At 62.5% G+C, this 15,122-nt stretch carries 14 protein-coding genes and 2 tRNA genes; 13 read left to right on the top strand and 3 right to left on the bottom strand.

Annotated elements, in window-relative coordinates:
- The first annotated feature begins 26 nt into the window (after positions 1-26).
- The 13 genes from tpiA (at position 27) to JLK41_RS19970 (ending at position 11,400) form a co-directional block, all read left to right on the top strand.
- Positions 27-782: a triose-phosphate isomerase gene (gene tpiA / locus JLK41_RS20030; RefSeq protein ID WP_210389670.1), complete on the top strand. Its 756-nt coding sequence runs from the start codon at positions 27-29 to the stop codon at positions 780-782.
- 3 nt (positions 783-785) lie between these two features.
- Entirely contained in the window at positions 786-1,163 is a 378-nt protein-coding gene (gene secG / locus JLK41_RS20025) for a preprotein translocase subunit SecG (protein WP_210389669.1), read from the top strand.
- Between the two features lie 7 nt (positions 1,164-1,170).
- Positions 1,171-1,256 (top strand) — tRNA-Leu (locus JLK41_RS20020).
- A 96-nt stretch (positions 1,257-1,352) separates the two neighbouring features.
- Positions 1,353-1,429, top strand: a tRNA-Met gene (locus JLK41_RS20015).
- A 128-nt stretch (positions 1,430-1,557) separates the two neighbouring features.
- Positions 1,558-2,016 carry a ribosome maturation factor RimP gene (gene rimP / locus JLK41_RS20010; RefSeq protein WP_037050820.1) on the top strand — a complete coding sequence of 153 codons (459 nt, stop codon included), beginning with the start codon at positions 1,558-1,560 and terminating at the stop codon, positions 2,014-2,016.
- A gap of 159 nt (positions 2,017-2,175) precedes the next feature.
- Positions 2,176-3,657 carry a transcription termination factor NusA gene (nusA, locus tag JLK41_RS20005; RefSeq protein WP_210389668.1) on the top strand — a complete coding sequence of 494 codons (1,482 nt, stop codon included), beginning with the start codon at positions 2,176-2,178 and terminating at the stop codon, positions 3,655-3,657.
- A gap of 27 nt (positions 3,658-3,684) precedes the next feature.
- Positions 3,685-6,174, top strand: a complete 2,490-nt coding sequence (gene infB, locus JLK41_RS20000; protein ID WP_037050811.1) for a translation initiation factor IF-2 — start codon at positions 3,685-3,687, stop codon at positions 6,172-6,174.
- Positions 6,175-6,286: 112 nt separating this feature from the next.
- Positions 6,287-6,676 carry a 30S ribosome-binding factor RbfA gene (gene rbfA / locus JLK41_RS19995; RefSeq protein ID WP_037050808.1) on the top strand — a complete coding sequence of 130 codons (390 nt, stop codon included), beginning with the start codon at positions 6,287-6,289 and terminating at the stop codon, positions 6,674-6,676.
- Between the two features lie 2 nt (positions 6,677-6,678).
- Positions 6,679-7,599 (top strand): tRNA pseudouridine(55) synthase TruB, encoded by a 921-nt coding sequence (truB, locus tag JLK41_RS19990; RefSeq protein WP_037050805.1) that lies wholly within the window; start codon positions 6,679-6,681, stop codon positions 7,597-7,599.
- Between the two features lie 222 nt (positions 7,600-7,821).
- Positions 7,822-8,091, top strand: a complete 270-nt coding sequence (gene rpsO, locus JLK41_RS19985) for a 30S ribosomal protein S15 (RefSeq protein WP_047590392.1) — start codon at positions 7,822-7,824, stop codon at positions 8,089-8,091.
- A gap of 172 nt (positions 8,092-8,263) precedes the next feature.
- Positions 8,264-10,372 carry a polyribonucleotide nucleotidyltransferase gene (pnp, locus tag JLK41_RS19980; RefSeq protein ID WP_037050803.1) on the top strand — a complete coding sequence of 703 codons (2,109 nt, stop codon included), beginning with the start codon at positions 8,264-8,266 and terminating at the stop codon, positions 10,370-10,372.
- Between the two features lie 423 nt (positions 10,373-10,795).
- Entirely contained in the window at positions 10,796-11,146 is a 351-nt protein-coding gene (locus tag JLK41_RS19975) for a BON domain-containing protein (protein ID WP_037050801.1), read from the top strand.
- Positions 11,147-11,202: 56 nt separating this feature from the next.
- Complete coding sequence (locus JLK41_RS19970; protein ID WP_047588204.1) at positions 11,203-11,400, top strand: CsbD family protein; 198 nt, start codon at positions 11,203-11,205, stop codon at positions 11,398-11,400.
- 135 nt (positions 11,401-11,535) lie between these two features.
- On the opposite strand, the gene JLK41_RS19965 is transcribed toward JLK41_RS19970, so the two are convergent.
- Genes JLK41_RS19965 through JLK41_RS19955 form a run of 3 tightly spaced genes read right to left on the bottom strand, consistent with a single transcriptional unit; the run spans position 11,536 to position 15,042 of the window.
- Entirely contained in the window at positions 11,536-11,838 is a 303-nt protein-coding gene (locus JLK41_RS19965) for a DUF2845 domain-containing protein (RefSeq protein WP_037050795.1), read from the bottom strand.
- A gap of 13 nt (positions 11,839-11,851) precedes the next feature.
- Positions 11,852-12,154, bottom strand: a complete 303-nt coding sequence (locus tag JLK41_RS19960; protein ID WP_080757029.1) for a DUF2845 domain-containing protein — start codon at positions 12,152-12,154, stop codon at positions 11,852-11,854.
- The gene (locus JLK41_RS19955; RefSeq protein WP_210389667.1) at positions 12,154-15,042 is read right to left on the bottom strand and encodes a DUF748 domain-containing protein; all 2,889 of its coding nucleotides are present in this window, start codon (positions 15,040-15,042) and stop codon (positions 12,154-12,156) included. The genes JLK41_RS19960 and JLK41_RS19955 overlap by 1 nt, the downstream gene beginning before the upstream one ends.
- Positions 15,043-15,122 lie beyond the last annotated feature (80 nt).

Here is a 15,122-nt window from a genome sequence, read left to right as displayed (position 1 = left end):
GCCCTCTTTGATCGACGAGGTAAAACATGCGTCGCCCCTTGGTCGCCGGTAACTGGAAAATGCACGGTACCCGCGCCAGCGTCGCAGAGCTGATCGAAGGGCTTTGCCGGCAGGAGTTGCCTGTCGGGATTGATGTCGCGGTGTTTCCCTCCAGTCTGCATATCGCCCAGGTCGTTCACGGTCTGGCGGATGGTGCAGTGAAGGTTGGAGCGCAGGATTGCGCGGCGCAGCTGGAGCAGGGTGCCCTGACCGGTGAGTTGGCGACGAGCCAGCTGGTCGATGGCGGTTGCGAGCTTGTGCTGGTGGGCCATTCCGAGCGTCGTCTGATTCTGGGCGAGAGCGATGAGGTGGTGGTCGGCAAGTTTGCGGCCGTGCAGAAAGCGGGCTTGATTCCCGTGCTCTGCCTCGGTGAGACCCGTGAGCAGCGTGAAGCGAATGCAACGCTGGGTGTGGTGGGAGGCCAGTTGGCCGCAGTGATCGATGCCCTGGGTGTCGAGTCCCTGAAGTGGGCCGTGGTGGCTTATGAGCCTGTATGGGCCATCGGCACCGGCTTGACCGCTACGCCTGAGCAGGCTCAGGAAGTGCACGCAGCGATCCGCGCGCAGGTTGCGCAGCTGGATGCTGAGGTGGCGAGCGGGCTGAGAATTCTTTATGGCGGCAGTGTCAAGGCCGCCAGTGCAGCCGAGTTGTTCGGCATGCAGGATATCGATGGGGGGCTCGTGGGTGGAGCCTCTCTGAATGCGGATGAATTCGGTGCGATCTGTCGCGCTGCAGGAAACTGAAGAATGCTGGAAACAGTCATTGTTGTTCTGCACCTGCTGGGTGCGATCGGGATTGTGGTGCTGGTGTTGTTGCAGCAGGGTAAAGGTGCTGACGCCGGTGCGTCGTTCGGTTCGGGTGCTTCGGCAACTGTATTCGGAAGCCAAGGTTCCTCTACCTTTCTGAGTAGGTTTACTGGTATACTCGCCGCAGCTTTTTTCATTACCAGCTTGGGTTTAGCGTACTTTGCTAAAGAAAAAGCTGATGCACTGACACAGGTTGGCCTTCCTGATCCAGCGGTTCTGGAAGTTCAACAAAAGCCGGCGGTCGAAGACGTGCCGGTGCTCGAAGAGCAAGCCCCAGCATCCGAATCTTCGGATGTGCCGGAGGCTCCAGAGCAGTAACCGTTTTGCCGAGGTGGTGGAATTGGTAGACACGCTACCTTGAGGTGGTAGTGGCCATAGGCTGTAGGGGTTCGAGTCCCCTCCTCGGTACCATACTCAAGAAAGCCCGCTGTCAGCGGGCTTTCTTGTTGCTGGAGTGTTGGTTGACCCTCGCCAGGGGGTGGCCGTATAATTTCGGCCCAGCTTTGACGCGGGGTGGAGCAGTCTGGTAGCTCGTCGGGCTCATAACCCGAAGGTCGTTGGTTCAAATCCAGCCCCCGCAACCAGTTTCAGCAGGCCCCTTTTCAGGGGCTTTTTGTTAGCTGAAAGACAGTGTCCGCAGCGATTCATGCGGATTGAAGGGATGGGCGTTTCGCCCATTTTTTATTTGCACAGCATGCACGAGGGCCGTTAAGTGTCGAGCAAGCTAGAACAGTTGCAGGCCTTGTTGGCCCCGGTAATCGAGGCGCTCGGTTATCAGTGTTGGGGCATCGAGTTCCTGTCGCAGGGGCGTCATTCGCTGCTGCGTGTCTATATCGATAAGGCAGATGGCATCCTGATCGACGATTGCGAGATCGTCAGCCGTCAGCTCAGTGGTGTGCTCGACGTCGAGGACCCGATTTCCTCGGAGTACACGCTGGAAGTTTCTTCTCCTGGCATGGATCGCCCGTTGTTCACCCTTGAACAGTTCGCGACTCATGTCGGTGAGCAGGTGAAGATCAAGCTGCGCTCGCCTTTCGATGGGCGGCGCAACTTCCAGGGCCTTCTCCGTGGTGTGGAGGAGCAGGACGTGGTGGTGCAGGTGGATGACCACGAGTACCTGTTGCCGATCGACTTGATCGACAAGGCCAATATCATCCCCCGATTTGATTGAGACGCGCTGTCTGCGTCGTTGCCGTGCTCCGCGATGGTTGGCGCGGCACGGGGCGCAGATGACGTGAAGGTAGCGCAGCCGTGCACGAATGTAGCGCCAGTGGCGTGAACGTGACGCAGATTGCGCAGAACCAATGGATTGCGAGAGGCGAGGCGTACGATGAGCAAAGAAGTACTGCTGGTTGTTGAGTCGGTATCCAACGAAAAGGGTGTACCGGCCGGCGTGATTTTCGAGGCGCTGGAGCTGGCTCTGGCGACCGCCACCAAGAAACGTTTCGAAGACGAAGTCGATCTGCGCGTGTCGATCAACCGGCACAATGGCAGCTACGAGACGTTCCGTCGCTGGACGGTGGTCGACGAGTCCGAGTTCGAGGACCCGGCCTACCAGTTGACCGACGACATGCCGCAGGCAGTCGAGGCCAATGCCAAGATCGGTGACGTGCTCGAAGAGAAGGTCGATTCCATCGAGTTCGGTCGTATCGCCGCGCAAACCGCCAAGCAGGTCATCGTGCAGAAAGTGCGCGAAGCCGAACGTGCGCAAGTGGTCGATGCCTATCGCGAGCGTCTGGGCGAGATCATCTCCGGTACCGTGAAGAAGGTCACTCGCGACAACGTCATCGTCGACCTCGGCAGCAATGCCGAGGCGCTGCTGGCTCGTGAAGACATCATCCCGCGCGAAACCTTCCGCGTCGGTGTGCGTCTGCGTGCCCTGCTCAAGGAAATCCGTACCGAGAACCGCGGCCCGCAGCTGATCCTGTCGCGTACCGCGCCGGAAATGCTGATCGAGCTGTTCCGTATCGAGGTGCCGGAGATCGCCGAAGGGCTGATCGACGTCAAGGCCGCCTCCCGTGATCCGGGTTCGCGCGCCAAGATCGCCGTGCGCTCCAAGGACAAGCGTATCGACCCGCAGGGCGCCTGCATCGGCATGCGCGGTTCGCGCGTGCAGGCGGTGTCCGGCGAGCTGGGTGGCGAGCGTGTGGATATCGTGCTGTGGGATGACAATCCGGCGCAGTTCGTGATCAACGCCATGTCGCCGGCCGAAGTGGCAGCGATCATCGTCGATGAAGATGCCCATGCCATGGACATCGCCGTTGGCGAGGACAACCTGGCTCAGGCCATCGGTCGTGGCGGCCAGAACGTGCGCCTGGCCAGTCAGCTGACCGGCTGGACGCTGAACGTGATGACCGAAGCGGACATCCAGGCCAAGCAGCAGGCGGAAACCGGCGACATCATGCAGTCCTTCATCGACGAGCTGGAAGTCGACGAAGAACTGGCTCAAGTCCTGGTCGAAGAGGGTTTCACCAGTCTCGAAGAGATTGCCTACGTACCCATGGAAGAAATGCTCAGCATCGATGGCTTTGACGAGGACATCGTCAACGAGCTGCGTGCACGGGCCAAGGATCGTCTGCTGACCAAGGCGATCGCCAACGAGGAGAAGTTGGCAGATGCCCATCCGGCAGATGATTTGCTGGAACTGGAAGGCATGGACAAGGCGCTGGCTCTGGAGCTTGCGCTGCGCGGCGTGATTACCCGTGAAGACCTGGCCGAGCAGTCGATTGACGACCTGCTCGACATCGACGGCATCGACGAAGAACGTGCCGGCAAGCTGATCATGGCCGCTCGAGCCCACTGGTTCGAATAAGCGGTTGCGGCCTGAGGAGAAAGATGCATGACGCAAGTCACGGTGAAAGAACTGGCCAAAGTGGTCGACACCCCGGTAGAGCGCCTGCTTCAGCAGATGCGTGAAGCCGGTCTGTCCCACAGCAGCGCCGAACAAGTAGTGACCGACAGTGAGAAGCAGGCCCTGCTGGCTCACCTCAAGGGCAGTCACGGCGACAAGGTCGAGGAGCCGCGCAAGATTACCTTGCAGCGCAAGACCACCAGCACGCTCAAGGTTGCTGGTAGCAAGACCATCAGTGTTGAAGTGCGCAAGAAGAAGACCTTCGTCAAGCGCAGCCCGGAGGAGCTCGAAGCCGAGAAGCAGCGCGAGCTGGAAGCTCAGCAGGCCGCTGCCGAGGCCGAGCGCCTGAAAGCCGAGGAAGAAGCCAAGCGCAAGGCCGAAGAAGAGGCCAAGCGCCAGGCGGTCACTGCCAGCGAACCCGCTGCGGCGCCTGCTGCGGTCGCCGCGCCGGCACCTGCCAGCGAGCCGGCTGCTGCGGCTCCGGTCGTCGAGGTCGAGCGCAAGAAAGAAGAAGTGCGCCGTCCCGAGAAGGCGCGCGATGAAGACGAGCGTCGTGATCGCAAGCACGCCCAGCATCGCCCGACCGTCAAGGAGAAGGCACCTGCTCCGCGCGTCGCTCCCCGTAGCGTCGACGAGGAAAGTGATGGCTTCCGCCGTGGCGGCCGTGGCAAGGCCAAGATGAAGAAGCGCAACCAGCATGGCTTCCAGAGCCCGACAGGTCCGATCGTGCGCGACGTTTCCATTGGCGAGACCATTACCGTTTCCGATCTGGCCCAGCAAATGGCCATCAAGGGCGCGGAAATCGTCAAGTTCATGTTCAAGATGGGCACGCCGGTGACCATCAACCAGGTGCTGGATCAGGAAACTGCCCAGTTGGTCGCCGAAGAGTTCGGCCACAAGGTCAAGCTGGTCAGCGACAACGCCCTGGAAGATTCCCTGGCCGAATCGCTGAAGTTCGAAGGCGAGGCGCTGTCCCGTGCACCGGTCGTGACCGTCATGGGTCACGTCGACCACGGCAAGACCTCCCTGCTCGACTACATCCGTCGTGCCAAGGTCGCCTCCGGCGAAGCGGGTGGCATCACCCAGCACATCGGTGCCTACCACGTGGAAACCGAGCGTGGCATGGTCACCTTCCTCGACACCCCGGGTCACGCCGCGTTCACCCAGATGCGTGCCCGTGGCGCCAAGGCCACCGACATCGTCATCCTCGTCGTCGCTGCTGACGACGGCGTGATGCCGCAGACCCAGGAAGCCGTGCAGCACGCGAAAGCCGCTGGCGTGCCGATCGTGGTCGCGGTGAACAAGATGGACAAGCCGGAAGCCAACCCGGACAACATCAAGAACGGCCTGGCCGCGCTGGATGTGATCCCGGAAGAGTGGGGCGGCGACGCACCCTACGTACCGGTTTCCGCCAAGGCCGGTACCGGTATCGACGAGCTGCTCGAAGCCGTACTGCTGCAGGCTGAAGTACTCGAGCTGAAAGCCACTCCGACCGCTCCGGGTCGTGGTGTGGTGGTCGAGTCGCGTCTGGACAAGGGCCGTGGCCCGGTGGCTACCGTGCTGGTTCAGGACGGTACCCTGCGCCAGGGCGACATGGTCCTGGTCGGCGTCAACTACGGTCGTGTGCGTGCCATGCTCGACGAGAACGGCAAGCCGATCAAGGAAGCCGGTCCGTCGATTCCGGTCGAGATCCTCGGCCTGGACGGTACGCCGGATGCCGGTGACGAGATGATGGTGGTGGCCGACGAGAAGAAGGCCCGCGAAGTTGCACTGTTCCGTCAGGGCAAGTTCCGCGAAGTCAAGCTGGCCCGCGCCCACGCCGGCAAGTTGGAAAACATCTTCGAGAACATGGGCCAGGAAGAGAAGAAGACCCTCAACATCGTCCTCAAGGCCGATGTGCGTGGTTCTCTGGAAGCCCTGCAAGGCTCGCTCAGCACCCTCGGCAACGACGAAGTGCAAGTGCGTGTGGTCGGTGGCGGCGTCGGTGGTATCACCGAATCCGATGCCAACCTGGCGCTGGCTTCCAATGCCGTGCTGTTCGGCTTCAACGTCCGTGCTGACGCCGGTGCGCGCAAGATCGTCGAGTCCGAAGGCCTCGACATGCGCTACTACAACGTCATCTACGACATCATCGAAGACGTCAAGAAGGCGCTCACCGGTATGCTCGGCAGCGATGTTCGCGAGAACATCCTGGGCACCGCGGAAGTGCGTGATGTGTTCCGTTCGCCGAAGTTCGGCGCCGTCGCGGGCTGCATGGTCATCGAAGGTACCGTGTTCCGTAACCGTCCGATCCGCGTACTGCGCGAGGACGTGGTGATCTTCGAAGGCGAGCTGGAATCGCTGCGTCGCTTCAAGGACGACGTCGCCGAAGTGCGTAATGGCATGGAGTGCGGTATCGGCGTGAAGAGCTACAACGACGTCAAGGTCGGCGACAAGATCGAAGTGTTCGAGAAGGTCCAGGTCGCGCGCAGTCTGTAAGCGCAACCCCTTGATCATGCAACGCCCGGCCCCGCTCATGCGCGGCCGGGCGTTTGCCGCTTTTACGTCCGGTGCCGGCGAGGCGCCAGGACGAAGGAAAGGTAAGTAAGAAATGGCGAAAGATTACAGCCGTACCCAGCGTATCGGCGACCAGATGCAGCGTGAGCTGGCCGTGTTGATCCAGCGTGAGATCAAGGACCCGCGTCTGGGCCTGGTCACCATCACCGCCGTGGACGTCAGCCGCGACCTGTCCCATTCCAAAGTGTTCATCACCGTGATGGGCAAGGACGACGATGCCGAGCAGATCAAGCTCAACCTGGAGATCCTCTCCGAGGCAGCTGGCTATCTGCGCATGTTGCTGGGCAAGTCGATGAAGGTGCGCACCGTCCCGCAACTGCACTTCCAGTACGACGCCAGCATCCGTCGCGGTGCCGAGCTGTCGGCGCTGATCGAGCGTGCCGTGGCGGAAGACCGCAAGCACCAGGACGGCGGCGAGGAATAAGCGTGGCCCAGGTCAAACGTATTCGTCGCAAGGTCGACGGCATCATCCTGCTGGACAAGCCACGCGGCTTCACCTCCAACGCGGCCCTGCAGAAGGTGCGCTGGTTGCTCAATGCCGAGAAGGCCGGGCACACCGGCAGCCTCGACCCGCTGGCCACCGGCGTGCTGCCGCTGTGCTTCGGCGAGGCGACCAAGTTTTCCCAGTACCTGCTCGATGCCGATAAGGGCTACGAGACGGTCGCCCAGCTTGGCGTCACCACCACCACCGGCGATGCCGAAGGTGAGGTGATCGCGCGCCTCCCGGTGACCGTTGGTCGCAGCGAAATCGAAGCACTGCTGCCGCGTTTTCGCGGAGAAATCAAACAGATACCTCCGATGTACTCGGCCCTGAAGAAGGACGGCCAGCCGCTTTACAAGCTGGCGCGCGCAGGTGAAGTAGTGGAGCGCGAGGCGCGTTCTGTTACTATTGCGCGCCTGGAATTGCTGGCCCTCGAGGGTGAGCAGGCGCGTTTGTCGGTGGACTGCAGCAAGGGCACCTATATTCGGACCCTGGTCGAGGATCTTGGCCAACTGCTCGGTTGCGGCGCACACGTCGCCGAACTGCGGCGTACCAAGGCCGGCCCGTTCGACCTGTCACGCACCGTGACCCTGGAAGAGCTGGAAGCGGCGCATGCCGAAGGCGGCAATGCAGCGCTCGATCGCTTCCTGCAGCCGGTCGACAGCGGTCTGCAGGACTGGCCGCTGCTGCAGTTCTCCGAGCACAGTGCGTTCTACTGGTTGCAAGGGCAGCCGGTGCGGGCGCCGGAAGCGCCGAAGTTCGGTATGGTCCGCGTGCAGGATCACAACGGTCGCTTCATCGGCATCGGTGAGGTGAGCGACGACGGGCGCATCGCGCCGCGTCGACTGATTTACACCGGTGCGTAGCACGGGTGCAGGCTCGGGCCTCAGGGGCCGGGCTGAGATATAGCGGTGCATGGCACCGAATGGTTCGGCCGCGAGGTCGAAGCCGGGGTGATAGCGAAGCTGTCATCCGGTACTGCGAGGGTGGCTGTCAGTAGGCACGGTCATACCTCTTTTTAAAACACGGGGAGCGATTCCCGGCCTATTGAGACTGCTTCGGCAGTTTCCAGATGAGAGGAAGCCAACATGGCACTCAGCGTTGAAGAAAAAGCCCAGATCGTTAACGACTACAAGCAAGCTGAAGGCGATACCGGTAGCCCGGAAGTGCAGGTAGCCCTGCTGACCGCCAACATCAACAAGCTGCAAGGTCACTTCAAGGCCAACGGCAAGGATCACCACAGCCGTCGTGGTCTGATCCGTATGGTCAACCAGCGTCGTAAGCTGCTGGACTACCTGAAGGCCAAGGACACCAGTCGTTACAGCGCCCTGATCGGTCGCCTGGGCCTGCGTCGTTAATAGACGCGAGCTGCACAAGTTGGAAGCTGGGAGTTCGGAGCGGCAAGTCGGGGCATGATCCCCGACCTGCGGCTCCGGGCTTCCAGCTTTTGGCTTTTCGAAGGATGCATCGGGTCCGACTCCCGTGCCGCTTTCAGATTTCCCCCAAGGCAACAGAGAGAAGGAAAACACCGTGAACCCGGTAATCAAGCAATTCAAGTTCGGTCAGTCGACCGTAACCCTCGAGACTGGCCGTATTGCCCGTCAAGCCAGCGGTGCCGTGCTGGTGACCGTCGACAACGACGTGACCGTGCTGGTGACCGTCGTGGGTGCCAAGAGCGCCGACCCGAGCAAAGGCTTCTTCCCGCTGTCCGTGCACTACCAGGAGAAGACCTACGCAGCCGGCAAGATTCCTGGCGGCTTCTTCAAGCGTGAAGGCCGTCCGAGCGAGAAGGAAACCCTGACCTCGCGCCTGATCGACCGTCCGATCCGTCCGCTGTTCCCCGAAGGCTTCATGAACGAAGTGCAGGTCGTCTGCACCGTCGTTTCCACCAGCAAGAAGACCGATCCGGACGTTGCCGCCATGATCGGTACCTCCGCTGCCCTGGCCGTTTCCGGCATTCCGTTCAACGGCCCGATTGGTGCCGCGCGCGTAGCCTTCCACCCGGATACCGGCTACCTGCTGAACCCCAACTACGAGCAGCTCAAGGCGTCCAGCCTGGACATGGTCGTGGCCGGTACCGAAACCGCCGTACTGATGGTCGAGTCGGAAGCCCAGGAGCTGACCGAAGACCAGATGCTCGGTGCCGTACTGTTCGCCCACCAGGAATTCCAGGCCGTGATCCAGGCCGTCAAGGAATTCGCTGCCGAAGCTGGCAAGCCGACCTGGAACTGGCAGGCTCCGGCCGCCAACACTCCGCTGCTGGACGCCATCCGCAGCCAGTTCGGCGCCGCCATCAGCCAGGCCTACACCATCACCATCAAGCAGGACCGCTACAACCGTCTGGGCGAGCTGCGTGATGAAGTCGTTGCGGCCCTGGCCGGCGAGGGCGAAGGTCAGTTCCCGGCTGACGAAGTCAAAGCCGCTTTCGGCGAGATCGAATACCGCACCGTTCGCCAGAACATCGTCGATGGCAAGCCGCGTATCGACGGTCGCGACACCCGCACCGTGCGTCCGCTGAAGATCGAAGTCGGCGTGCTGGACAAGACCCACGGTTCGGCGCTGTTCACCCGTGGTGAAACTCAGGCGCTGGTCGTCGCCACCCTGGGCACCGCCCGCGACGCACAGCTGCTGGATACCCTGGAAGGCGAGAAGAAAGACCCCTTCATGCTGCACTACAACTTCCCGCCGTTCTCGGTCGGTGAGTGTGGTCGCATGGGTGGCGCTGGCCGCCGCGAAATCGGTCACGGCCGCCTGGCCCGTCGTGGCGTCGCTGCCATGCTGCCGAAGGACGACGAGTTCCCGTACACCATCCGTGTGGTATCGGAAATCACCGAGTCCAACGGTTCGTCCTCCATGGCTTCGGTCTGCGGCGCTTCCCTGGCGCTGATGGACGCCGGTGTGCCGATGAAGGCGCCGGTTGCCGGTATCGCCATGGGTCTGGTGCTGGAAGGCGAGAAGTTCGCCGTTCTGACCGACATCCTCGGTGACGAAGACCACCTGGGCGACATGGACTTCAAGGTAGCCGGTACCGCCAAGGGCGTCACCGCGCTGCAGATGGACATCAAGATCCAGGGCATCACCGAAGAGATCATGGAGCAGGCGCTGGAGCAGGCGCTGGAAGCCCGTCTGAACATCCTCGGCCAGATGAACCAGGTCATCGCCCAGTCGCGTACCGAGCTGTCGGCCAACGCCCCGACCATGCTGGCGATGAAGATCGACCAGGACAAGATCCGCGACGTGATCGGCAAGGGTGGCGCCACCATCCGTGGTATCTGCGAAGAGACCAAGGCTTCGATCGACATCGAAGATGACGGCTCGATCAAGATCTTCGGCGAAACCAAGGAAGCGGCCGAGGCTGCCAAGCAGCGCGTTCTGGCCATCACCGCGGAAGCCGAGATCGGCAAGATCTACGTCGGCAAGGTCGAGCGCATCGTCGACTTCGGTGCCTTCGTCAACATCCTGCCGGGCAAGGACGGTCTGGTGCACATCTCCATGCTGAGCGATCAGCGCGTGGAGAAGGTCACCGACGTACTGAAGGAAGGCCAGGAAGTGAAGGTACTGGTTCTGGACGTGGACAACCGCGGCCGTATCAAGCTGTCGATCAAGGACGTAGCGGCCGCCGAGGCCTCCGGCGTCTAAGCGATCCTTCGCTGGCTTGAACAGAAGGGCTCCTGCGGGGGCCCTTTTTTATTGCCTGCGATTCCTCGCGACAGCCCGGTGGGCCGTCGCCAGGCGACTGCAGCAAGCGCTCCCGGCAATTTCCTGTGCCCATCGTCCGGGCTTCTAGCGGGCCTCGCCGGGAGCCTGTACCAGCGTTACGCGGGTCGGCTGCGTGGCTGTGTGCGTGTTCGCCTTTGCCTTGCCAGAGATCATGCAAATTGCCCGAGGGTTTTTTCCTGACTCGGCGAAATGCAATTCGCGTCGTATCGACGACTTTAATTAACTTGTTGTTATTAAAGGGTTTTTGTTTTCTGAAAAGCTGGCACAGCGCTTGCGATAGTACTGGTGAACCTGCAGCCAGGAGTTGGTTTGCAGATTGTCTGGAATGTACAGGAGTCAACCATGAAACAGCCAATCACCCGTTTTGCCGCCGCCACCCTGACCGCCGCTGCGCTGAGCCTGCCGCTCGCCTCGGCAGCCTTCGCTCAGCCGACCATGCTGGCGGCCAACGACACCGTGGACAAAGCCGAGCAGGCGGTATCCGACACCTGGATCACCAGCAAGGTCAAATCCACCTTCGTCGCCGACAAGGACCTGAGCGCGCTGGACATCAAGGTCGAGACCAACCAGGGCGTGGTTTCCCTTTCCGGTGTAGTGGCCACCGATGCCGAACGTGATCTGGCCATCGCCAAGACCAAGGAAATCGAGGGTGTGCGTGATGTGTCCGCCGATGCCCTGAAGACCGCCGACTGATACCCGAGCCGGCCGGGTCCACACCCGGCCCCCTCTTGAGTTCTGGGAGAACCACCATGAATAGCGACATCATCAAAGGCAAATGGAAGCAGCTCAACGGTCGCATCAAGGAGCGTTGGGGCAACCTGACCGATGACGACGTGGACGTCGCCGAGGGCCACAGCGAATACCTGGCCGGCAAGCTGCAGGAGCGATACGGCTGGACCAAGGAAAAGGCCCAGCAGGAGCTGCGCGATTTCAGCGACAAGCTCTAGGCAGGGATAGCCGTGGGCAAGGATGCCGGGTCGCACGGATAGCGACGGGCACGGATGTCGAAAGGCCTCGCCGGTGAATCTGGCGGGGCCTTTCCGTATCCGGGATTCACCCGCTCGCCCGGCGGGGCGGCGGTATCAACCTCCGCGCTTGCTGCGGATATCGGTCAGGCGACCGCCCTCGAAACGCAGGAAGTGGTACATGCCGTTCCTGGGGCCGTAGATCCACTCTTCCACGTTCACCTCGTTGCGAAAGCCGTAGGCATCGGTGACTTCCTTGTAGCCGAGAAAGTCCCGGCTGACGGGCTCGCCGCACTTGTGCTGGACCTCGCTGGTCGGCGCATCCTTGCTCACCAGCGCGCTGCCGCAGCGGTAGGTGGAAGACGCCTGCGCCAGGACGGGCAGCAGCAGTAGCCAGAGCAGATGGTTGCGTTTGGGCACGGTGAACTCCTTGTCAGTGCTCTCGGCGGCGTTCGATTTCCACCAGGCGGTTGCCCTCGAAACGCAGGATGCTGAGCATGCCGTTGGTGGGGCCGTACACCCACTCCTCGATCCGGTACTCGCGCCTGTCGTAGCTGCCCAGCGTATAGCCTATGGGGTCACGGTACACTGGCGTCCCGCACTTGCGCTCCACCTCGAAGGCGCGATCTCCCAGGCTGACCAGCTGACTGCCGCAGCGCATCGTCTCCGCATGCACGAGAGGGCTGCCGATGCTCGCCAGCAGCGTTGCCAGTACCAGCAGTCGAGGATGTTTCATCATGCGCTATCCAGGTGCAGGGGCGTCAGTACACGTCCATTGGACTCGGGTTCTCCCAGATTGACATCAATCAGGTAGACCCGTTCGTCGTCCAGTTTCCCTTGCTCGACCAGATAGGCCTTGATCGCCGCCGCCCGTTGCTGCGCCAGCTGGCGCAGCAACAGCTTGCTCTGGGCCCAGGAGTCCAGCACGGCCTGGCGCATGTTCTGGGTGCGTTGTTGCGCATCCAGCTCGGCCCACTCGGCGGGCGGCTGCTGTTTCAGGCGGGTGCGGTAGATACCTTCGAGCAGCGCCGCCTGTTCGTCCTCGCCCACCTCGAGCTCATCGGCACTCGCCGGGACCTTGTCACCGCGGCGTTGCAGCACCTTGTACCAGGTGTCCTGGAATTCGCGTTGCAGGCGCTGCTCGGCCAGGAGCGGGCCATCCGCTTTCGCCGCGCTCTGGCCTTCGACTTCCAGGCGCAGCGCCGGACGTTCCTGCAGGGCCTTGGCGAGGGTATCCAGTGCCTGGCGGGCGTCCGCGTCGAGGTCGGCGGAGCCGGCGTCGAAGGGCACCGTGCTCAGGTCGGTATCGCCGCCGCCACTGACCAGCCCGGCAACGAACTTGAACGGTGCCTGGGCGGCGCGCAGCACCAGATTGCGCAGGGTCTGCCAGACGATGGGCATGACGCTGAACTGCGGGTTGTTGAGGTCGCCCTGGACCGGCAGCTCGATGGCGATGCGGCCCTGGGTGTCCTTGAGCAGCGCGACCGCCAGGCGAATCGGCAGGTCCACGGCATCCGGGCTGTCGACCTTTTCGCCCAGCTGCAGGTTTTCCACCAGCACCTTGTTCTCGGCATTGAGCTGGCCCTGCTCGATGCGGTAGTGCAGGTCGAGGTTGAGGCGGCCCTTGCGGATGCGATAACCGGCGAACTTGCCGGAGTAGGGGGTGATGGTGGTCAGCTCGACGTTCTTGAAGCTGGTGGCGATATCCAGGCTGTTGAGTGGATCGAACGGCGTCAGCTTGCCCTTGATGCTCATCGGCGCGTAGCGATCGACCTTGCCCTTGATATCGACGCTGGCGGCCTGCGGTTTCTGGTTGTCGAGCACGCCGATGCGGCCATTCATCTGCTGGATGGCGGTGGCGAAGCTCGGGGTCAGGCTGAAGTCGGCGAAGTTGGCCGAGCCGTCGTTGATGGCCACGCCACCGATATGGATCGCCAGCGGCTTGCCATCCTCGACCTTGTCCCCGGCCGCCGCCGGTTGCGGCACGATCAGCTCACTGACGTTGGTGCTCAGGTTCTCGTTGATCACGAAGCGCGCGTAGGGCTGGTCCAGTTCGACCCGCTCGATGGCCAGGCTTTCGCCATGACGATAGTCGAGGCCATTGACCCGCACCTGCTTCCAGCGCACGAAGTCGCGCTCGCGCAGGGTGTCGAGGGTGTGCAGCTGGTCGATCCTGGCGTTGCCGGTCACGCTGAGGGCCAGCGGCTCGGTGCTCTTGAGCTGCACGTCGAGGTCGCTGCCGAGCATCCCGCTGCGCAGTTCCAGGCGGATGAAGGGGCTCAGGTAGGCTTGGGCGAGGCGCAGGTCGATGTCTTCAGTGGTGACCTTGAGGCGAGCGCTGGTGGGGCTCAGTTGCACATCACCCGACGCCTGCAGCTTGCCTTGCTTGCCCAGGCCGGTATCGAGGCGGAGGTCGAAGGGCTTGTCGCCCAGGCTGTCGAAGTTCTTCAGGTCGAGGTTCAGCGGCCCGACCTCGACGGCGACGTCCTGCTCGGGAACGCGATCCGCCAGATGAGCCTTGTAGTCACGCAGTTGCACATCCTGCAGCAGCACCTGCCAGGGCTTGCCCTCGTCGCTGCCCTCGGGCTCAGCCTGTTCGGCGGCTGCAGGTTGCGCGGATGCCGGTTTGGCGAACAGCTTCTGCCAGTCCAGTTGGCCGTCGGCTTCGCGCGCCGCCCAGGCTTCCAGGCCCTGGCTGCGCACCTGGCCGATCACCACCTGCTGCTTGGCCAGGTCCAGCGTGCTGTCGTCGACGTCCAGGCGCTGCAGCCTGACCAGCGGTTTGCCGGCGGGGTCGTCGATGGCGAAAGGGGCCAGCTGCAGCTTGAGCTTGCTCAGCTGCAACTCGGTGCCGTCGGAGAGGTCGAGGTGGTAGTCAGCGCTGACGTCGACCTGGCCGTCCTTGAGCACCAGCGGTACGGCGTCACGGACGTAGGGCCAGAAGGTGCTCAGGTGGCCGTCGCTGACGCTCAGGCTGCCGCTGGAAGTGATCGGCGTCAGGCTGATCTGCCCGCGCCAGTCGATCTGTGCCCCGTTCGGGCCGCTGGCAGCGAGCGTCATCTGCGCGTTGTCACCGGCCAGCGTGCTGAGGTTGTGCAGCTCGAGGTCGAGCTTGTCGTAGGCGAACTCCACCGGTTCGCTGGGGCGCAGGTCCTGGAAGCGCAGAGCATTCTCGCGCAGGCGGATGCCGTCGATGCGCAGCGGGAACGGTTCGCTGCTGGCGGACTCCGGCTGCGGCTCGCTTGCCGGCAGCTTGAACAGTTGGGTCAGGTTCAGTGTGCCGTCCTTCGCGAACAGGACCTCGGTGCGCGCGCCATCGAGTTCCACCTCGCTCAGGTGCAGCGCCCCCGTCCACAGGCTGTCACTCTGCAGGTTGGCGTAAAGGCGCCGGAAGCTCAGCTGTTCCTCGCCGCTGTCGCCGATACGCAGTCCCCAGAGGCTGAGTTCGAGGCTGAACGGGTTGAGCTGCACGCGCTCCAGCGTGGCGGGCACGCTGGCATAGTTGGCCAATTGCTGGTTGACGACGCGCAGGGCGATGCCCGGCACGATCAGGAAACCGATCAGGCTGTAGAGGAATACGGTGATCACGAGTGCGCTCAGCGCGCGCTTCTGTCCTTTGGGCATGGCTTGGCGACATTTATTCCAGACAGGGGAACGATTTGGAGTATGGCATGGCGGTTCAGTTCCGATGCTGCCCGTGTCCC

This window comes from Ectopseudomonas khazarica (assembly GCF_017915135.1).
Taxonomy (GTDB): domain Bacteria; phylum Pseudomonadota; class Gammaproteobacteria; order Pseudomonadales; family Pseudomonadaceae; genus Aquipseudomonas; species Aquipseudomonas khazarica.
The sequence above is the reverse complement of the archived record's forward strand: the minus strand, read 5'-3'. Positions and strand labels throughout refer to the sequence as shown.